Source organism: Ligilactobacillus sp. Marseille-Q7487 (assembly GCF_949152225.1).
GTDB lineage: Bacteria > Bacillota > Bacilli > Lactobacillales > Lactobacillaceae > Ligilactobacillus.
On sequence record NZ_CASCJC010000001.1, the window covers coordinates 809358 to 828485 of the forward strand.

A 19128-nucleotide genomic window follows, 5' to 3' on the forward strand; every position below is an offset into this window, starting at 1 on the left:
GCTAAGCGGTATAATAAAAGTAAGACGTTCAAGGTGGTGAAGGTATGGTAAAAAAGTTTAGTGAACGCTTGGCATGTGAACGGTATGTAGCACGTAAATTGGAGCATTATATCGCTGAAAATGAATTAGCTCATCAAGATAATCCTGATATACATGTTCGAGTTTTTACCTTAGAAATTTTGATAAGTGAGGGTTGGCATGAAAAAATCGATGATTTAGAGGCCTTTTTAGCGATTCGCGGTCAAAAGTTACAAGCTAATCATTTTTATATTGCGTTGCTGATGGGCAAATTAGATGAAGCAAGGCAAACCTTTACCAAGCAAAGCTTCAGATATGTTGATTGTGCAGCTTTAGAGGAAATAAAGTTACGACAGTTTTTTGGCAATCCACTTTTTGGTTTCACTAATAAAAAAGACTTGTTAGCTTTTTGTTCTAATTTATTGACGATAGCCGCACGTAATATGACAGAATTTATTAGTGAGAGTTTAAAAAATGATGCATTTTTAGTAAGATATACTAAGACCTTTTTTGATGCTAAACTCAACTTGGTAACAATTGTTTTTCAATGCGATGCACAGCAATGGTTAAATCATCAAACTTTGATTAAACTTTGTCATAGATATCGTGCTGATATAATTTGTGGTCGATTACAATCTCAAAAAACAAAGCAAGTTTTACGTTTGAGTTTACATCTGTAACTTTGTGAGTAGGAGAAAAATATAATGAAAATAATTACGGCACCAGCTAATCCTAACGTTAAAGAATGGAAAAAATTAAGCACGAAAAAAGGACGTTTGAACCAAGAGCGTTATTTATTAGAAGGTTGGCATCTAGTCAAAGAAGCCTTTGTTGCTCAAGCAGAAATTTTGCAAGTAATTGTAACTAATGATTTTATTTGGCCAGAGCAAGTAGATTTAGAAAATTTAGATGTTTTTCAAATTACGCCTGAGATTGCTAAAATTTTAAGTCAAACACCTAGTCCTCAGGGAATTTTTGTGACTGTTAAGTTGCCTAAAACGCAGTTGATTCCTAAACAAGCAACTGGAGCATGGCTATTTTTAGATGGGGTACAAGATCCAGGAAACATTGGAACAATGGTTCGAACTGCAGATGCAGCAGGTTTTAGTGGAGTTGTTTTTGGAGAAAATACCGCAGATCCATACCAACCAAAAGTTACACGTGCGATGCAGGGAAGTCAGTTTCATTTGCATTTAGTAAAGGCGTCTTTAATCGAATGGATAGATGCTTTTCAAGCTAAAAACTTACCGGTTTTTGGAACAGAATTAAATCAAGATGCAAGAAGTTATGATCAAGTGGGACAATATAGCGATTTTGCTTTGATCATGGGTAATGAAGGAAATGGAATGAGCCTTGAGCTTTTAAAACAAACTTCTTTAAATCTATATATTCCAATCAAAGGACAAGCAGAATCGTTAAATGTAGCAGTGGCTGCAGGAATTTTAATGTTTAAATTAAAACGTTGATTGTTAAATTTCTTTAATGATTCTTGCTTTATGATGTTTTTTAGTTGTCACTAGTAAATGAAGGTAGTATGATACCATTAAGAAGTGTACTGGATTATTAATAGTAACAAGTGAGGTAAAATAGCATAGATGAAGAACAATGAATGGCGTAAGGATCAAGAGTATATGAGCTATGTTAGCGACCTTTTGAGTAAACCAGAAGTTAAGAAATTGAGCAATTACATGCAACATCACCATACGACTAGATTAGAACACAGTATTACGGTTTCATATTTAAGTTATAAATTAGCTAAAAAATTCCACTTAGATGCTAAAGCAGTTGCACGTGCTGGTATATTACATGACTTGTTTTATTATGATTGGCGTGTAACCAAGTTTGATCGAGGAACACATGCCTTTGTGCATCCACGAATTGCGTTGCGTAACGCCGAAAAATTAACAAAGTTAAGTTCTTTAGAAAAAGATATTATAATTAAACATATGTGGGGAGCTACGATTTATCCACCTAAGCATTTAGAAGGTGTCATTGTTTCGTTAGTTGATAAGTATTCTGCAACAGAAGAATATACAGGGCATTTGCTAAAGAAATATGTTACTGTTTTAAATAAAGCATCGATACATTAAGATAAATGTTTAGCGAAGGTTCGTCACCATTTTAAAGGAACGAACCTTTTTAAATTAAGATGGGGAGAGAAAAATCATGATAGAACAAAAAAACACTTTTAAAATGTGTCCAAAATTTGAAAAGACTTTTGGAATTTTAGGTAAGAAATGGAATGGTTTAATTATCGAAGTCTTATTGACTGAAGGACCACAACGTTTTAAAGATTTAGCACAAAAAATTGATAAATGTAGCGACCGCGTCTTGACCGAGCGCTTAAAAGAACTTGAAAATGAGGAGTTAGTGCAAAAAGTTGCATCTGATCAAGGGTGCCGAATGTGTTATTGTTTAACGCCACGTGGTGAAGATTTAAAGCAAATTATGGATGCAGTACATGCTTGGGCAGAAAAATGGTATTCTTGCTCTTAAGCATAAATTCAAGGGTTGACGTTGATTGATTTAGCGTTTAAACTAAAAACTATAATATTAAGAGCGTAGATAGAAAAGTAGTAGGTCAAGGAAGATGTTTCAGAGAAAAGCCGGTAGCTGAGAAGGTTTTAGCATTGATTGATTGAATTCGTTTCTAGAGTGACCGTGGGAAATAACGGTCCGGGATCTCCCGTTAACAGTTGTTAAGTGTCACTAGATGTAGTGAAACAAGGGTGGTACCGCGAAGCCTCGTCCCTTTTAGGGGGATGAGGCTTTTTTGCGCTGATGATGAAAGGATGAGAATGATGGATTTAAGGAAGAAATTAGAAGAATTGAAGCATAATGGATTAAACGATATCCAAAGTGCAAAAGATTTGGAGAAAATCAATGATATTCGAGTTAATCTGTTAGGAAAAAAAGGACCGATTACAGAAGTTTTACGCGGTATGCGTGATTTGTCAGCTGAAGAACGACCACAGGTTGGAAGTTTTGCAAATAAGATTCGTGATGAACTAGCCCAAGCAATTGCTAAGCGTAAAGAGGAATTAGAGTTAGAAAAAATCGCTGCTAAATTAGAACAAGAAACAATTGATGTAACTTTACCAGGCATACAAGTTAAGCAAGGTCAAGCACATGTTTTGACTCAAATTATTGATCAAATCGAAGAACTTTTTTTAGGAATGGGTTATCAAATCGTGGATGGACCTGAAGTAGAAGAAGATCATTATAATTTTGAAATGTTAAATCTTCCTAAAGATCATCCAGCCCGTGATATGCAAGATACATTTTATATTACAGAACAAATTTTGATGCGGACACAAACTTCGCCCGTTCAAGCACGAACAATGGAAGTGCATGACTTTAGTAAAGGTCCACTCAAGATGATTTCACCTGGAAAAGTTTATCGACGTGATACAGATGATGCAACGCATTCACATCAATTCCATCAAATCGAAGGACTAGTTATTGATAAAAATATTACAATGGCAGATTTAAAGGGTACATTAGAATTGATTGCCAAAACTGTTTTTGGCAAGGAGCGTGAAATTCGTATGCGTCCAAGCTATTTTCCATTCACAGAACCATCAGCAGAAGTTGATGTTTCATGTTTTAAATGTGGTGGTAAAGGCTGCAATGTTTGCAAAGGAACCGGTTGGATTGAAGTTTTAGGTTCTGGAATGGTTCATCCTAATGTTTTGAAAATGGCAGGAATTGATCCAGAAGTTTACGGTGGCTTTGCTTTTGGCTTAGGGCCAGACCGCTTTGCGATGCTTAAATATGGTGTTGAAGATATTCGTGATTTTTATTTAAATGATGCACGATTTTTGCAACAATTTTCTCAGAAAGGCTAGGATGAAGAGATGAAAGTTTCAACAAAATGGTTAAATGAATATGTTGATATTGCGGATTTAGATTTAGAACAATTAGCTGAAAAAATTGAACGGACAGCAGTTGAATTGGATGAAAATTATTGTATGGCAGATGGTCTAAAAAAGATTGTGGTCGGACATATTTTAAGTTTAGAACCTCATCCAGATTCTGATCATTTGAATGTGTGCCAAGTCGATGTAGGTCAACAAGAACTTTATCAAATTGTATGTGGAGCACCAAATGTTGCAGCAGGGCAAAATGTAATTGTAGCCTTACCAAATTCATGGATTGCAAATCATACAAAAATTAAAAAATCAAAGATGCGTGGTATTGTGTCTCAAGGAATGATCTGTTCTTTACAAGAGTTAGGTTTTAACGAAAGTGTTGTTCCTAAAGAATATGCTGAAGGAATTTATATTTTACCTGCGGACTGTGTTGCAGGGACAGAAATTTTTGAAATTTTAGGCATGGACGAACGTATTTTGGGTGTTGATATTACACCTAACCGTGCGGATTTATTAAGTATGCGAGGCGTTGCGCATGAAGTTGGTGCGATGTATGGGCGCAAGGTTAATTTACCACATCCAACTGTTGAAGAAAGTGTTGATGAAAACATTGCTGATTATGTGAATGTGCAAGCACCATCAGATTTAGCTGCGCCGTATATGATGCGTATCATCAAGGACGTTAAAATTAAAGAAAGTCCAATTTGGCTGCAAAAACGTTTATGGAATGCTGGTATTCGTCCTGCAAATAACGTAGTTGATGTGACAAATTATATTTTATTAGACTATGGACAACCTTTACATTCATTTGACTATGACAAGTTGGGTAGTCAAAATGTGGTAGTTCGTTTAGCTCATGAAGGTGAACAATTAGAAACACTTGATGGTGAAAAACGTACCTTACAAAAAGATGATATTGTAATTACAAATGGCAATATTCCTGTAGCTTTAGCAGGAACAATGGGTGGTGCTAATACAGCGGTTGATGCTCAAACAACAACAATTGCACTAGAAGCTGCCGTTTTTGATCCTAAGCGAATTCGTAAAACTTCACGCCGAGAAAACTTACATTCTGAAGCAGCAACACGCTTTGAACGTGGTATCAATATGGAAACAGTTCAAGAAGCGCTTGATGCTGCTGCGCAAATGATTGCACAACTCGGTGAAGGTCAAGTAATTAAAGGCGTTGCAAGTGCGAATAATACAGTTTATAAACGGCCAAACATTGAACTTAGTTTGACTAGGGTTAATGATGTTTTAGGAACAAAATTAGACATTCAAGAAATCAGCCAAATTTTTACTAACTTAGGTTTTGAACATGAAGTAATAAATGATCAGTTCGATGTACAAATTCCTGCTAGACGTTGGGATATTACGATTGGGGCTGATTTGATTGAAGAAATCGCACGACTTTATGGATATGACAATTTACCAACGACTTTGCCTGTTGGTCCAACTACAGCTGGAAGTTATACACCAGAACAAAGCTTAATCAGACAAACGCGCAAGATTTTAGAAAGTAGTGGCTTAAGTCAAGCAATTTCTTATGGATTAACTACGCAACAAAAGGCACAACGTTTCTTGTTAGAAGACGATGTTTACCCAACTGATCTTGCATTACCAATGAGTTTGGATCATACTACTTTACGAATGAATTTGGTGAGTGGACTATTAGATGATGCCGCTTATAATATGGCGCGAAAAGTTTCAAATGTTGCCTTATATGAACAAGGAAGAGTTTTTTATCGCTATAAATCAGATAGTCGTCCAAAAGAAATTGAACATGTAGCGGGAATTTTGATGGGAGATTTCCAAACTGATAGCTGGAATGGTCAAAAACAATCAGTTGATTTTTATCTAACTAAAGGAATTGTTGAAAACTTGTTAGAAACGCTTGGATTAGCACAAGAAATAACTTATCGTGCAACAGCTAGTTATCTAGAACTTCATCCGGGACGTAGTGCAAAGATTTATGCAGATGATACTTTAATTGGCTTTATCGGTGAGGTTCATCCATCTTTAGCTAAAGAATTGAAATTAAAACGCGTATACGTATTTGAATTAGATTTAGAAAAGATTATGGCTTTACCTAAGCGAGATGTGATTGCAACTACAATTTCTAAATATCCAAGTATTAGTCGTGATATTGCTTTAGCTGTTCCACATGAAATTACCAATGCTCAAATTGTCGAATGTATTAAGACTTATGGGGGCAAATATCTTAAAGAAGTTAAGTTATTTGATCTTTATCAAGGCAAACATATTGCCAAAGGCTTCAAGTCATTGGCTTATAGCTTAGTTTATAGTAATCCACAAGCAACTTTAGTAGATCAAGAAGTCAATGAAGCTTTTAATAAAGTTGTAGCTAAATTACAAGAAGAACTAGAAGTTAGTGTTCGTTAACTTAAAAACCGCTGTTTATGGCGGTTTTTATCTAATTAGAAAATTGCGTTTGGATATGCTCTAGAGTATAATAATAGGGCATAAAATAAATAAGGAGGGGTAGTGTGGACAATCAATCAGAGAATAAAAATCCACAAGAACAGCCAAAACAAGCTCGTAAAATTATTTGGATTGTAGCTGCGATGGTGGTATTGATGTTTGTTCTAATTGGCAGTTTTGGCTATAATTATGTTCAATCTGCACTTAAGCCACTTGATCCTAAATCGCATAAAAAAATTCAGGTAAAAATTCCGATTGGTAGTACTAACAAACAAATTGGTGTGATTTTAGAAGAAAAAAAAGTAATTAAAAATGGTTTTATTTTTGATTACTATGTTCGGACTAAGAAATTTGCTAGTTTTAAAGCCGGATATTACGAATTAACGCCTTCGATGACACTGACGCAAATAGCTCAAGAATTACAAAAAGGTGGTGCCAATGTGCCAATTAATTCAGGTAAAGTATTAGTGCGTGAAGGTGTAACAGCCGATGAAATCGGAGACGTAATAGCGACGAATACACGGTTTAGTAAAAAAGATTTCTTGGATTTATTAAATAATCCAAAATTTGTGACGCAATTAAAAAATACGTATCCGGAATTATTAACGTCCGCACTAGCTGCACAAAACGTTAGATATCGTTTAGAAGGATATTTGTATCCCGCAACATATACGGTAAGCAAAAAAACAACTTTGAAACAATTGATAGAACAAATGGTGGCAAAAAGCAATGAAATGTATGCTCCATATTTTGCACAAATTAAGCAAAAAGGTTGGAGCGTTCAGACAGCATTGACGCTAGCGTCTTTGGTTGAACGAGAAGGCGTAACGGATGATGATCGTCAAAAAATTGCCGGAGTTTTTGAAAATCGTTTGGAAAAAGGAATGATGATTCAATCTGATATCTCGGTTTTATATGCTTTAGGCACACACAAGAAAAATGTCACTTATGACGATTTGAATGTTGATTCTCCATATAATCTTTATAAGAATCAAGGTGTTGGCCCGGGACCGTTTAATAATCCAAGTATTACTTCGCTACAAGCAGTCTTAAATCCTAAAGATAAAGATAAGGGGTATTTATATTTTATTGCCAATTTAAAGACGGGAAAAGTTTACTTTTCACAGACTTATGAACAACATCAAGAATTGACGAAAAAATTAGCAAAAGATAATGATGCATAATGTAATATAAAATGCTTTTTGGGAGGAATTTTTATGGCACAGCAAAAAAACGCTCTAAAACATCCAATAATAATCGGGGTGACGGGAGGATCTGGTAGTGGAAAGACTTCGGTTTCACGAGCAATTTTTGAAAAATTAGGTGACCATTCTATCTTACGAATTGAGGAAGATTCGTATTATAAGAGTCAAGACGATAAACCAATGGAACAACGAGTAAGTGTGAATTATGATCATCCAGATGCATTTGATACTGATTTATTAATTGAACAGTTGACAGAGCTGTTGAACTATCGTGCCATTGACAAACCAGTATATGACTATACTATTCATACCCGTAGCAAAGAAACAGTTCATGTTGAACCAAAAGATGTGATTGTATTGGAAGGGATCTTAGTTTTAAATGATCCACGCTTGCGTGATTTAATGGACATTAAGATTTTTGTCGATACGGATGATGATATTCGTATTATTCGTCGAATTAAGCGGGATATGGAAGAACGCGGGCGTTCACTTCAATCTATCATTGATCAATACATGAAGACTGTTAAACCAATGTATCATCAATTTATTGAACCAACTAAACGTTATGCTGATGTTATTGTGCCAGAAGGTGGCGAAAATGAGGTAGCAATCGATTTATTGGTAACTAAGGTTAAAGATATTTTGACAAAATAAATGAATTTTTTTAAACATTCATGCTATAATCATGATAGTTTAATTATAGATTTTTAAATGAAGAGAGGTATTGTGATGGCTGAGCAAAAGACTTATCCAATGACTGAAGAAGGTAAAGCAAAGTTAGAAGCTGAATTAGAAGAATTACGGACAACTAAACGTGCTGAGATTATTGAACGAATTAAGATTGCGCGTTCTTTTGGAGACTTGTCAGAAAACTCTGAATATGAAGCAGCAAAAGATGAACAATCTTTTGTAGAAGGACGTATCAAAGAAATTGATCATATGTTAAATCATGCAGTTATCATTGATAATGCACATATTGCAGCTGGTGAAGTTGCAGTTGGTAAGACGGTAACATTCCAAGAAGATGATGATGAACCAGAAACTTATCAAATCGTAGGTGCTGCTGAAGCTGATCCGTTTGCGGGTAAGATTTCAAATGAATCACCGATTGCAATGGGCTTGATTGGTCATACTGTTGGGGAAGAAGTGGATATCGATACCCCAGGTGGAGCAATGACAGTTAAAATTTTAGAAGTAAAATAAACTATTAAAGAGTATAGCGTGCTATGCTCTTTTTTCTTAGAGAAATGGGTAAAAAATATGATTGAAAACGAAATGATTAAGCGACAACTAAACCATAAGACGATTCGGGCATTTAAGCCGCAAAAATTAACGGATGAACAGTTGACTACTTTATTTGAAGTCGCACGCCAAACGGCAAGCTCGATGTTTAACCAACAATTTTCTATTATTCGGGTAACAGATTCTAAAAAAAGACAACAAATTAGAGAAATATGTAATCAGCCATATGTAGGACAAAACGGTGAGTTATTAATTTTTGTAGTTGATTTGTATCGTAACTACATGATTCGAAAGCAAAAAGGTAATGATGCCGGGCGCTTGCATACTACAGATGTATTTATGCAAGGGGTATCGGATACATTATTGGCAGCACAAAATGTGACTAATGCAGCTGAAAGTATGGATTTAGGCTGTGTTTACTTAGGGAGTATTCAAAACGATTCTCAAAAGGTGATTGATATTTTGAATTTGCCTAAATTAACCTATCCTTTACTTGGAATGCAAATAGGGATTCCTGACCAACAGCCACAACTCAAACCACGCTTGCCTTTAAAATTTACGTGTTTTGAAGATGAATATGGTTATAATTATCAATTAGAAGATCTAGTAGAATATGATAAGGTAGTCAATACGTATTATGATTTACGTGATACTAATCAACGTGTAGATAGTTTTACATATCAGATTAATTCGGCTAAATTAGACCGACAAATTACTACACGTGATAATATGTTAGAAACTTTGCATCGTCAAGAATTATGTTGGAAATAAAAAATAGATTTTCTCTACTGGGATGAAATGTAGAGAAAATCTATTTTTTGTGGCTATGAATCTATAAAAACTAATAATTTTTTAAAATAAAAAAATGAAACTAGAACTAAAAATACAACTAATTAAAAATAATAAACATAGACTTAAACTAATCCATGCTTTACCGATTTTTTGACGCAAATTATTACCACATAAGATGCAAAATAACAGACAACTCAAGGTAAAAAGCAAAAAGATACTTTTTAGAGGCGCAAAGATGTCAAGCAAAAATAAAGCACATAATAATAATAGATTGCGCCAGTTCTTATACCAAAGAATTGTTCCAAAAAAAGCACTACGATATGAAAAACTACGATTCTTAGGTAAGATATTAAATTTGATAACGACGGATAATATCCATAAAACATATAGAGTTATTCCGATAATAATAACAATCCTAGTGTTCATAGGCCAAGTCCTGTTTATTTAACGTTAGCAAATAAATTTGTCAATTTAGTCATAAATTCATTTAAGAAGCGTTCTTTATCAACGTTAACCGCTGCTTGAGTAAATTTAGCCGGTTCATTGATACGTGTTTCATCGCCGATTGTTCGTCCCGCAAATGGTGCTTTTGTATCAACCTTCATGTTAAGTTTGATTGTTTCAACCAATGATGGATCAACAGCTACAGCAACTGCTAATGGATCATGCAAGGCACATCCGCCTAAATGAGGGCTTGTAACCTTATAAGCATCGATGTAATAGTCAACAATATCAGCAAATTTTTCTCCAGCCAAAGTATTCAAATCACGCCATTGTTGTGTTTCTTTTGTAGTTAACAATGTACGTGTAGTTACATCAAGGCCAACCATGGTTAAACGAAGATTGCTACGGAAAACTTCATCGGCAGCTTCTGGATCTTGATTGATATTGGCTTCTGTTACAGGAGTAACATTACCAGGCACGCACAATGCACCGCCCATCAAGGTTACATTGCCGATTAAATCAATGATGCTAGGATCTTTTTTGATGGCAGCAGCTAAGTTGGTCAATGGACCTGTTGGAACGATAATTAAGTTTTCTTGATATTCATGAGCTGCTTGGATAAAGAAATCCACACCAGACATAGTTTCAACACAACGTTTAGCCTTAGGAATTTGGACTTCGCCGATGCCATTTTTACCATGAATTTGCGCACTGATTGGCATTACTTCAAAAGAAGTAGTTGTTGAAGAATGTGAAAGTCCGGTATAAACAGGAACTTCCGGGTGACCAAGCAACTCAAGTAAATCTAAGCTGTTTTGTACACCATTTTCGACTAAGACATTACCATATGAACCAACGATTCCAATCAAATCACATTCCGGAGTAGCTAGTGCATAAGCAATAGCCATTGCATCGTCAATTCCTGTATCTAAGTCTAAAATCATTTTGTATTTAGCCATGATAAACACTCCTTACGAGATAAATATTTCTGTTTACTCTTATAGTTTAGCAAAAAAACTAATTTTTTTCATTAAGTCTTGAAATAATCATAATAACTAAGTAGAATTTATTGCTGACAGAGACCAAATTAAGGTATCATAAAAGATACAAGAGGCTTTTAAAAAGCCAAACGAAAGGATGAAGCTCATGCAACAAGCAGACCTTTTGACATTTTTAGAAAATGGCTTAGGACAGTTAGATTTCGATGGCGATTTAGATTTAGGATGGCAAAAAAAAGAACGGACATTTAGTATTGATTTGATTTTTTATGCGCAAAACAACGATCATCAAGAAATCACAGATAGTGAAGGTGTTTTGTCTAATGAAGAAATTATTACTTTTGTGGATTCTATTTTGATATATGATGAACAAAAATTTGATCCAAGCATGGTTCAACAAGATTATTTGATTTGTTTGCCATTTGCAGGCAAGCAAGGGTGGAGTCTAGCATATGGTCAAGCTTTTTTGACCTATTTGCAGATTATTTTAGATAATGGGCAATCTGATTTATTGAATTTCTTGAACAATTCGGAAGCGGAAATCTTTGAATTGGAATGGTCTAAAGACGAATTTGCTAAGATTTTAGCTGCAGAAGAAAAGCAATTACAAAATCAACGCTTATTATACCCAAAGTTTTAAAGGAAGTGGATTTATAGTGGAATGGACACAACTATCAGTCAAAACAACTAACGAGGCAAGTGAAGCTGTTTGCAATATCTTGCTGGAAGCAGGTGCACAAGGTGTTCAAATTGACGATAGCGATTATGCCCACCAAGTGGTAGTGATGACATATTTTACGGCACAAACACCTTTATATCAAAGCGTGGCGCAATTAGAGGCTAAGATCAAGAATTTACGTCAATATGGTTTAGATCCAGGGCAAGCACGAGTTTTATTAGAAAATCTCAATGATGATTCGTGGAGTCATGAATGGAAGAAATATTATCAGCCAATTCGCTTGGATAGATATCTGACAATTGTACCAAGTTGGACAGATTATCAAGCTAGTCAAATTGATGAAAAAATTATTCGCTTAGATCCAGGAAAAGCTTTTGGGACAGGGACACATCCGACAACGCGCTTAGCTTTGCAAGGCTTGCAACAAGTTTTACTTGGAGGCCAAAGTATGATTGATGTTGGAGCTGGTTCTGGAGTGTTAAGCATTGCAGCTAAGCTATTAGGAGCAAGTAAGGTTTGGGCCTATGATGTTGACGAAGAAGCCATTAAAGCAACACGCTTAAATATTGCATTAAATGACGGATGTCAAGATATTGAAGTAGCGACTAATGATTTGTTAAATGGAGTCTGTCAAAAGGTGGATATTGTTGTTGCTAATATTTTGGCAGAAGTTTTAGAACCGTTAATTCCGCAAGTACCAAGTTGCTTAAATGAAAATGGCTATCTTATTTTATCTGGAATTTTTTGGGATAAAAAAGAATTGATTGAAACTCTTTTGCAAAAATATAACTTTGAAATCATCGAGATTTTACAGCGTAAAGAATGGTATGGGATTGTCGCGCAATTAAAAGCAGGTGAGGCATAATGCAAAGATATTTTATTCAACAAACACAAATTAGCGAAGAAATAATGCTGCCAGCAGATATTTATAAGCATGCTGTGGTTGTTTTGCGGATGAAGGTTGGTGCCAAATTTGAATTAGTTAGTCAAGATCAAACGATTCACTTGATGGAAATTACACGCATTGAAAATAAAAGTGCATATGCTAAGCTCTGTGAGCGTTATGTCAAAGAAGTTGAACTACCTGTAAAAGTTAGCATTGTTTGTGGTGTTTCTAAAGGGGATAAAGCAGAATGGATTGTTCAAAAAGGAACAGAGCTTGGTGCTAATCAATTTATTTTTTATAACGCAGATTATTCGGTAGCTAAGTGGGATGCTAAAAAAGCACCTAAAAAGTGCAAACGACTAAGTAAAATTGCGCAAGCGGCTGCGGAGCAATCACATCGTACAATTATTCCAACTGTGAAGTTTGTACAAGACTTTAATGAGATTTTACAAATGGAAAGTACACAAAAAATAGTGGCTTATGAAGAGGCTGCTAAAGAAGGCGAAAAATCCCAATTATTATTGTCTTTGAGGCAATTAAAAAAAGAAAAAACACCTCATTTGCTAGCACTTTTTGGTCCTGAAGGTGGCATTTCTACCAAGGAAATTACACGACTAAAACAGGCTGATTTTGCTTTAGTTGGTATGGGACCAAGAATTATGCGTGCAGAAACTGCACCACTTTATTTACTTTCAGCTCTTTCTTTTATGTTTGAGTTAGAGTAAAATGATAATTAAGAAACTTTTGTAAAGTGAGGTTGTGTATGCTAAAAAAGGAACTACTATCATTAAAAACAATATGGTATTTGGCCTTTGCCGCTTTATTTGCGTTTGTAGTACCAATTATTTTTGTTACTTTGCAGATTGATGATACTATAAAGATAGGTTGTATCTTGTTTGGAATAAATGTATTTTATTCAGTCATTGTCGGATTATATGCAGGTAGACAGCAACATATGTGGATCTTTTTATTGCTGTTTCCAATCGTATATTTCATTGCTTACCGCTACTTTTTTGATGGCTATGCAAGGTATTTTGCACTAGTATATTTGTGTTTAACGTATCTTTCTTATGGAATTACAAAAGATTAGTTTTGTTGTAGGCACGTTTGATTTGAGATATCAGCGTGCTTTTTAATTTTAGACATTTGGCAAAAAGTTACATTAATGGAATGAGAGTGAGAAAAAATGGAAAAAGAGACGGTCTGGAGTGCACAAGATGTCTTAGATATGTGTAGAAAATATATGAATGAAGATCATGTTGCTTTTGTGAAGAAGGCTTGTGATTTTGCAACATACGTTCATCGTGAACAATTCAGAAAATCTGGTGAGCCATATATTATTCATCCAATCCAAGTGGCTGGAATTTTAGCGCAATTAAAGATGGATCCTGCTACAGTTAGTGCAGGCTTTTTGCATGATGTTGTTGAAGATACTTTGGTAATTTTAGCTGATTTAGGTGAGCTTTTTGGCAAAGATGTTGAAGTGATTGTTGATGGAGTTACTAAGTTAAGTAAAATTCAATATAAATCTCATCAAGAGCAATTAGCCGAAAACCATCGTAAGTTATTATTAGCAATGTCAAAGGATTTACGTGTGATTATTGTTAAATTAGCTGATCGTTTGCATAATATGCGCACACTGAGTCATTTGCGTCCAGATAAACAGCGACGTATTGCCAATGAAACATTAGAAATTTATGCACCGTTAGCTGATCGCTTAGGGATTAGTACAGTTAAATGGGAGTTAGAAGATACTTCTTTGCGTTATTTAAATCCACAACAATATTATCGTATTGTACACTTAATGAATTCTAAGCGTACAGAGCGTTTACAGTATATAGATGAAGTAATTGTACAAATTAAAGATGCTATCAAAGATTTGAACCTAGCTTGTGAAATTTATGGACGTCCTAAGCATATTTATTCTATCTATCGTAAAATGCGTGATCAACATAAGCAATTTAGTCAGATTTATGACTTATTAGCTGTGCGTGTGATTGTTGATTCTATTAAGGACTGTTATGCAGTCTTAGGGGCGATTCATACAAGATGGACACCAATGCCAGGACGTTTTAAAGATTATATTGCAATGCCTAAGGCTAATATGTATCAATCCTTGCACACTACCGTTCTTGGACCTAATGGAAAAACTTTTGAGGTTCAAATTCGAACAGAGGAAATGCATCGCGTTGCAGAATATGGGATTGCAGCTCACTGGGCTTATAAAGAAGGTAAGACTGATGGCATTAAGCAAACAACAACTGGTGACAAGTTAAACTTATTTAAAGAAATTATTGAATTACAAAATGAAGCTACAGATGCCAACGATTTTATGGAAAGTGTTAAAGGCGATTTATTTAGTGACCGAGTATATGTTTTTACACCTAAAGGAGATGTATACGAGTTACCTAAAGGTGCTGGTCCACTCGATATGGCATATTCAATTCATACTGAAATTGGAAATCATACGACTGGAGCAAAGGTTAATGGTAAGATTGTGCCACTAGATTACCAAGTTAAGACTGGTGATATTGTTGATATCATGACTTCGCAAAATTCAGCTGGTCCAAGTCGTGATTGGCTAGATTTAGTACACACAAATAAAGCACGCAATAAAATTAAACGTTTCTTTAAACAACAAGATCGTCTGCAAAATATTGAAAGAGGCAAAGAAATCTTGTTAAATAGCCTACAAGAAGAAGGCTATGATGCACATGAAGCCTTAACAGATAAGAATATCAAGCGAACTTTAGAAAAGAAACGTTTGACAAATATTGATGATTTATATGCTGCGATTGGATTTGGTGAGGTGCAACCGGTTGGTGTTGTTAATATTTTGACGCAAGATATTCGTGAACAACAAGAAAACGAACGTAAGCAACGCCAGGAAAAAGCATTACTAGAAGAACATCAAGAACTTGGGAATAAGACCACACAAAAGCATAAAAGCGATGAAAGTATTTTGATTGCAGGAATAGATAATATGTTGGTACGTTTGAGCCATTGCTGTAATCCAATTCCTGGAGATGAGATTGTTGGTTATATTACCAAAGGTCGTGGAGTATCAGTCCATCGAGTTGATTGTCCTAATATTAAAAATGCTGCTCAAGAAGGGCGCTTAATTGATGTTTCATGGAACCTTATTCCAGAAGTTCATACAATGTATAATGCCGATTTAGAAATTCAAGGATACAATCGTTCCGGAATGTTAAATGATGTTTTACAAACGATTAACAATACAACAAAGAATTTGAGTTCTGTAATGGGACGAGTTGATAATAACAAGATGGCGACAATCGAAGTAACTGTAAGCATTAAAGATAATATTCATTTACAAAGATTGATTGATAATTTAAAAAAAATTCCAGATGTTTATGTGGTTAAACGAACAATTCATTAGAGGAGAGTATAGATGAAAGTTGTTTTACAGCGCACAAAACAAGCAAGTGTCACGGTTAATGGCCAAATTATTGGTCAGATTTCTCATGGCTACGTTTTGTTAGTTGGTTTTTGCGATGGTGATGGCCTAAAAGAAATAGAATATTGTGTTCGAAAAATTGCAAATTTACGTATTTTTAGCGATGAAGAAGGTAAATTAAACTTGAGTCTAGCTCAAGTTGGAGGTCAAATTTTATCGATTTCTCAATTTACATTGTATGCAGAAACCAAAAAAGGAAATCGGCCAAGTTTTACTCAAGCGCAAGATCCACAGTTAGCAGATCAAAATTATCAAGTATTCAATCAAAAGCTTAGTGATTTAGGCTTTGTTGTGCAAACTGGCAAATTTGGTGCAGATATGCAGGTTCAATTAGTAAATGATGGACCCGTAACAATTATTTATGATACTGCTAATAAGTGAGGATAAGAGTAGATGATTTCATTAGAAAATGCAGCTAAAATGATTTGTGAACAACAACATCCTTTTCTCCCCACTTCAATTGGAATTGAGGTTTGGCGTCAAAGATTTGCTTTAGAGCAAGAAAAACAAGTATATTTGCATGAAGTTGACATGTATTGTGAAAAGATTGTTGCCCCAAATCTCCCAGCATTTGGAGTAAAGCTTTTCTTTCCTAAAGGGCATAATTTAAGCCAACGTTTACCAGTAGTTTATTACATTCATGGTGGACAATTTATGCGTGGAGATGCCCAGACTTATCATAAATTGATAGCTGAATTAACGATGCGTGCGAATGTTTGTTTGGTTTTTGTCGAATATGCTTTAGCGCCAGAGCAAAAAGCACCTGTACAATTTTTACAGAGTCAAGAAGGTTTTTTAGCTTTAGAAAAGCTCGCACTTAAATACCCCTTAGATTTAAATCGATTAATATTGGTTGGAGACGATGTTGGAGCTAGTATAGCTGTTTCTTTAGCTGTAAAACATAAAGATGCTAAAATATATAAATTAGTTTTATTTACACCAGTTGTAAATGCCAACTTTGATACGAGTTCTTATCATAGTTTTGCTGGTGGTTATGATTTGAGCCGCGAACAGATGAAATGGGCATGGGAGCAGTATTTGGGAGCAAATGCGTCGACTGATCCGCTTTTTTCGCCGCTATTATGGTCAAAGCAAGATTTAGCAACTTTACCTAAGACCTTGTTAATTACAGCTGAAGCAGATGTTGTCAGAGATGAAGGTGAAGCTTTAGGGCGTAAGATGCGTGATGCAGGAGTAGAAGTGGCTCAAGTTAGAATTCAAGGAATTATTCATGACTTTGTGGTTAAACATAGTTTAGATAAAACCAATGCTTGTCGAATTGCGATGAATTTAGCAGTCGACTGGATTAGAAAGAAAGATTACAAATGAAATATACAGATTATTTTTGGGATTTTGATGGAACTTTATATAATACTTATCCGCAAATGACAAAAGCTTTTGTTAAAACACTAGAGCAAGTAGGTGTTGTAGTTGATAAAAAGCAAGCTTATCAGATGATGCGTCAAAAATCATTAGGTGAAACTTTTGATTATTATTTAAAGAAAAATCCGCAGTTAAGTTTTTCTAAGTCACAACTACGAAAAAGATATCAAGTAATTGAGCAAAATATTTTGTTGAGTATGCAACCATTTGCGGAAACTAAAGAAGTTTGTCGGCAGATTGTTGCTGGTGGTGGACGTAACTTTTTATTGACTCATCGCGATCAAAGTGCGCTAAAATTGCTACAACGTGATGGTTTATTTACATTATTTACAGATTTTGTAACTGCTCAAAATCATTTTGCGCGTAAACCTAATCCAGAATCACTCAATTATTTATTAGATAAAAATGAGGTTGATCGTTCTAAAGCTGTAATGGTAGGTGACCGAAAATTAGACGTTTTAGCAGGACATAATGCTCAAATTGCAGGCATTTTATTTGATTATGATGATTTGTTGCAAGTGGATTTTATGTGCGAACGCAAGATTAAAAACTTAAATGAGCTATTAGATTAAAAAAGGCCTTGAAATGAAGAAAATGTTCATTTCAAGGCCTTTTTATTGTTGGGTATCTTGATTTTTGAAATATTTTATTAAGCCAGATGTGACATCTGTAATAACTTGATTTTGATACGCAGAATCAGAAATTTCAAAAAAATCACGATTAGAGTTAATATAACCCATTTCAAGTAAAACACTAGGAACGCTATTTTCGCGAATGACTAAAAAATTGCCAAATTCGATACCACGATTATCTAAATATAGTTTAGAAAAAGAAGAGTTAATCGCTTTGGCCAGTGCGTAAGAACCATTGTTTTTATGATAATAATAGGTGGTAAAACCAGTAGCTGAGTTTGCTACTGGAGCTGAGTCAAAGTGAAAACTAATAAAAGCATCGGCATGTACTTTTTCAGCTAAAGCAGGGCGCGTTCCTAAACCAACATAACTATCATCGTCACGTGTAAGATAGACTTTAGCTCCTAATCTTTCTAACTTTTGAGCTAAGGCCATGGAATAACGTAGTGTATATTTTTTTTCGTATTTTCCACTATTAGAAAGCGCACCAACATCGTTACCACCATGACCTGCATCAATCACAATTGTTGCATCGGCTAGATTAGTGATTGTACGTTTGTATTGTTGAGGTAATATCCAATCTGCAATCCAACCAAACTGTTTATTTTGTGTTTTAACATAATACCAATGATACTTAGAGCGAAGAACAGTCAAGCGTGTTCCTTTTGGAAGATCGGCTAATTCTTTGGATTCAATATCTGGTTTGTTAAATAATGTAGCGTAGTTGCTTTGAATTTCAACTTGTTTAAAATATGTTGTTGTACGATAAATAAAAATTCCAATCAAGATAAAGATTAAACAAAATAAAACATGTTTATGATAAGCAAAGTGAGTTTTTTGTGAACGTCTTTGCATATTTTCAACTCCAATAATGATTCAATTATTTTCATTATAACAAAGATTAGTTTGCAAAAACATAGTAAAAACTGGATTATTTCTTAAAAAATATGATGCAAAGCGCAATAACGCTTGACCTAATTAATGATAATTTGTATACTTGTAAGAAATAATAAGACCGGAAATGAAAGAAAAGTACAGCGTAAAAAAGTGCCCAGAA

Annotated in this window: 20 protein-coding genes and 1 other annotated feature; of the genes, 18 read left to right on the top strand and 2 right to left on the bottom strand. The window is 34.8% G+C overall.

Going from position 1 to position 19128, the window contains the following annotated elements; genetic code table 11:
• Positions 1–44: 44 nt before the first annotated feature.
• The 10 genes from QM017_RS04030 to QM017_RS04075 all read left to right on the top strand — a co-directional run bounded on the left by QM017_RS04030 (position 45) and on the right by QM017_RS04075 (position 9550).
• Complete coding sequence (locus QM017_RS04030; RefSeq protein WP_178197350.1) at positions 45–698, top strand: hypothetical protein; 654 nt, start codon at positions 45–47, stop codon at positions 696–698.
• A 24-nt stretch (positions 699–722) separates the two neighbouring features.
• Complete coding sequence (locus tag QM017_RS04035; RefSeq protein ID WP_282708937.1) at positions 723–1484, top strand: RNA methyltransferase; 762 nt, start codon at positions 723–725, stop codon at positions 1482–1484.
• A 129-nt stretch (positions 1485–1613) separates the two neighbouring features.
• Positions 1614–2108 carry an HD domain-containing protein gene (locus tag QM017_RS04040; RefSeq protein WP_178197354.1) on the top strand — a complete coding sequence of 165 codons (495 nt, stop codon included), beginning with the start codon at positions 1614–1616 and terminating at the stop codon, positions 2106–2108.
• Between the two features lie 76 nt (positions 2109–2184).
• Positions 2185–2514, top strand: a complete 330-nt coding sequence (locus tag QM017_RS04045) for a helix-turn-helix domain-containing protein (RefSeq protein WP_282708938.1) — start codon at positions 2185–2187, stop codon at positions 2512–2514.
• Positions 2515–2571: 57 nt separating this feature from the next.
• Positions 2572–2774: a binding site (T-box leader), on the top strand.
• A 45-nt stretch (positions 2775–2819) separates the two neighbouring features.
• On the top strand, positions 2820–3866 hold the full coding sequence (gene pheS / locus QM017_RS04050) for a phenylalanine--tRNA ligase subunit alpha (RefSeq protein ID WP_282708939.1): 1047 nt from the start codon (positions 2820–2822) through the stop codon (positions 3864–3866).
• Between the two features lie 9 nt (positions 3867–3875).
• Positions 3876–6293 (top strand): phenylalanine--tRNA ligase subunit beta, encoded by a 2418-nt coding sequence (gene pheT, locus QM017_RS04055; RefSeq protein ID WP_282708940.1) that lies wholly within the window; start codon positions 3876–3878, stop codon positions 6291–6293.
• Between the two features lie 104 nt (positions 6294–6397).
• Positions 6398–7516, top strand: a complete 1119-nt coding sequence (mltG, locus tag QM017_RS04060) for an endolytic transglycosylase MltG (RefSeq protein WP_282708941.1) — start codon at positions 6398–6400, stop codon at positions 7514–7516.
• A gap of 33 nt (positions 7517–7549) precedes the next feature.
• A complete protein-coding gene (gene udk, locus QM017_RS04065) occupies positions 7550–8191 on the top strand; it encodes a uridine kinase (RefSeq protein ID WP_178197360.1) in 642 nt (213 codons plus the stop codon).
• Positions 8192–8266: 75 nt separating this feature from the next.
• Positions 8267–8740, top strand: coding sequence for a transcription elongation factor GreA (gene greA / locus QM017_RS04070; RefSeq protein ID WP_178197362.1), 474 nt, complete (start codon positions 8267–8269; stop codon positions 8738–8740).
• A 57-nt stretch (positions 8741–8797) separates the two neighbouring features.
• Positions 8798–9550 carry an NADPH-dependent oxidoreductase gene (locus tag QM017_RS04075; RefSeq protein ID WP_282708942.1) on the top strand — a complete coding sequence of 251 codons (753 nt, stop codon included), beginning with the start codon at positions 8798–8800 and terminating at the stop codon, positions 9548–9550.
• A 461-nt stretch (positions 9551–10011) separates the two neighbouring features.
• Here QM017_RS04075 and QM017_RS04080 read toward each other — a convergent pair whose 3' ends face one another.
• Complete coding sequence (locus QM017_RS04080; protein WP_178197364.1) at positions 10012–10974, bottom strand: nucleoside hydrolase; 963 nt, start codon at positions 10972–10974, stop codon at positions 10012–10014.
• Positions 10975–11161: 187 nt separating this feature from the next.
• Here QM017_RS04080 and QM017_RS04085 point away from each other — a divergent pair, with 187 nt between their 5' ends.
• The 8 genes from QM017_RS04085 to QM017_RS04120 all read left to right on the top strand — a co-directional run bounded on the left by QM017_RS04085 (position 11162) and on the right by QM017_RS04120 (position 18011).
• The gene (locus tag QM017_RS04085; protein ID WP_282708943.1) at positions 11162–11653 is read left to right on the top strand and encodes a DUF3013 family protein; all 492 of its coding nucleotides are present in this window, start codon (positions 11162–11164) and stop codon (positions 11651–11653) included.
• Positions 11654–11669: 16 nt separating this feature from the next.
• Entirely contained in the window at positions 11670–12557 is an 888-nt protein-coding gene (prmA, locus tag QM017_RS04090) for a 50S ribosomal protein L11 methyltransferase (RefSeq protein ID WP_178197368.1), read from the top strand.
• A complete protein-coding gene (locus QM017_RS04095) occupies positions 12557–13303 on the top strand; it encodes a 16S rRNA (uracil(1498)-N(3))-methyltransferase (protein WP_282708944.1) in 747 nt (248 codons plus the stop codon). Before prmA ends, QM017_RS04095 begins: the two co-directional genes overlap by 1 nt.
• A gap of 38 nt (positions 13304–13341) precedes the next feature.
• On the top strand, positions 13342–13668 hold the full coding sequence (locus QM017_RS04100) for a hypothetical protein (protein WP_282708945.1): 327 nt from the start codon (positions 13342–13344) through the stop codon (positions 13666–13668).
• Between the two features lie 96 nt (positions 13669–13764).
• Positions 13765–15978, top strand: a complete 2214-nt coding sequence (locus QM017_RS04105) for a bifunctional (p)ppGpp synthetase/guanosine-3',5'-bis(diphosphate) 3'-pyrophosphohydrolase (RefSeq protein ID WP_178197374.1) — start codon at positions 13765–13767, stop codon at positions 15976–15978.
• Between the two features lie 12 nt (positions 15979–15990).
• Positions 15991–16437, top strand: a complete 447-nt coding sequence (gene dtd, locus QM017_RS04110) for a D-aminoacyl-tRNA deacylase (protein WP_178197376.1) — start codon at positions 15991–15993, stop codon at positions 16435–16437.
• A 12-nt stretch (positions 16438–16449) separates the two neighbouring features.
• Positions 16450–17385: an alpha/beta hydrolase gene (locus QM017_RS04115; protein WP_282708946.1), complete on the top strand. Its 936-nt coding sequence runs from the start codon at positions 16450–16452 to the stop codon at positions 17383–17385.
• The gene (locus tag QM017_RS04120; RefSeq protein WP_178197380.1) at positions 17382–18011 is read left to right on the top strand and encodes an HAD-IA family hydrolase; all 630 of its coding nucleotides are present in this window, start codon (positions 17382–17384) and stop codon (positions 18009–18011) included. Before QM017_RS04115 ends, QM017_RS04120 begins: the two co-directional genes overlap by 4 nt.
• 42 nt (positions 18012–18053) lie before the next feature.
• Here the strand turns inward: QM017_RS04120 and QM017_RS04125 are convergent, their stop codons facing one another.
• Positions 18054–18926, bottom strand: a complete 873-nt coding sequence (locus QM017_RS04125) for an N-acetylmuramoyl-L-alanine amidase (protein WP_178197382.1) — start codon at positions 18924–18926, stop codon at positions 18054–18056.
• Positions 18927–19128: the final 202 nt, after the last annotated feature.

Excerpts from the sequence above, each read along its gene's own strand:
- QM017_RS04030 (WP_178197350.1), top strand. The coding sequence starts at position 45 with ATGGTAAAAAAGTTTAGTGAACGCTTGGCATGTGAACGGTATGTAGCA.
- QM017_RS04035 (WP_282708937.1), top strand. The coding sequence starts at position 723 with ATGAAAATAATTACGGCACCAGCTAATCCTAACGTTAAAGAATGGAAA.
- QM017_RS04040 (WP_178197354.1), top strand. The coding sequence starts at position 1,614 with ATGAAGAACAATGAATGGCGTAAGGATCAAGAGTATATGAGCTATGTT.
- QM017_RS04045 (WP_282708938.1), top strand. The coding sequence starts at position 2,185 with ATGATAGAACAAAAAAACACTTTTAAAATGTGTCCAAAATTTGAAAAG.
- pheS (WP_282708939.1), top strand. The coding sequence starts at position 2,820 with ATGGATTTAAGGAAGAAATTAGAAGAATTGAAGCATAATGGATTAAAC.
- pheT (WP_282708940.1), top strand. The coding sequence starts at position 3,876 with ATGAAAGTTTCAACAAAATGGTTAAATGAATATGTTGATATTGCGGAT.
- udk (WP_178197360.1), top strand. The coding sequence starts at position 7,550 with ATGGCACAGCAAAAAAACGCTCTAAAACATCCAATAATAATCGGGGTG.
- greA (WP_178197362.1), top strand. The coding sequence starts at position 8,267 with ATGGCTGAGCAAAAGACTTATCCAATGACTGAAGAAGGTAAAGCAAAG.
- QM017_RS04075 (WP_282708942.1), top strand. The coding sequence starts at position 8,798 with ATGATTGAAAACGAAATGATTAAGCGACAACTAAACCATAAGACGATT.
- QM017_RS04080 (WP_178197364.1), bottom strand. The coding sequence starts at position 10,974 with ATGGCTAAATACAAAATGATTTTAGACTTAGATACAGGAATTGACGAT.
- QM017_RS04085 (WP_282708943.1), top strand. The coding sequence starts at position 11,162 with ATGCAACAAGCAGACCTTTTGACATTTTTAGAAAATGGCTTAGGACAG.
- QM017_RS04095 (WP_282708944.1), top strand. The coding sequence starts at position 12,557 with ATGCAAAGATATTTTATTCAACAAACACAAATTAGCGAAGAAATAATG.
- QM017_RS04100 (WP_282708945.1), top strand. The coding sequence starts at position 13,342 with ATGCTAAAAAAGGAACTACTATCATTAAAAACAATATGGTATTTGGCC.
- QM017_RS04105 (WP_178197374.1), top strand. The coding sequence starts at position 13,765 with ATGGAAAAAGAGACGGTCTGGAGTGCACAAGATGTCTTAGATATGTGT.
- dtd (WP_178197376.1), top strand. The coding sequence starts at position 15,991 with ATGAAAGTTGTTTTACAGCGCACAAAACAAGCAAGTGTCACGGTTAAT.
- QM017_RS04115 (WP_282708946.1), top strand. The coding sequence starts at position 16,450 with ATGATTTCATTAGAAAATGCAGCTAAAATGATTTGTGAACAACAACAT.
- QM017_RS04120 (WP_178197380.1), top strand. The coding sequence starts at position 17,382 with ATGAAATATACAGATTATTTTTGGGATTTTGATGGAACTTTATATAAT.
- QM017_RS04125 (WP_178197382.1), bottom strand. The coding sequence starts at position 18,926 with ATGCAAAGACGTTCACAAAAAACTCACTTTGCTTATCATAAACATGTT.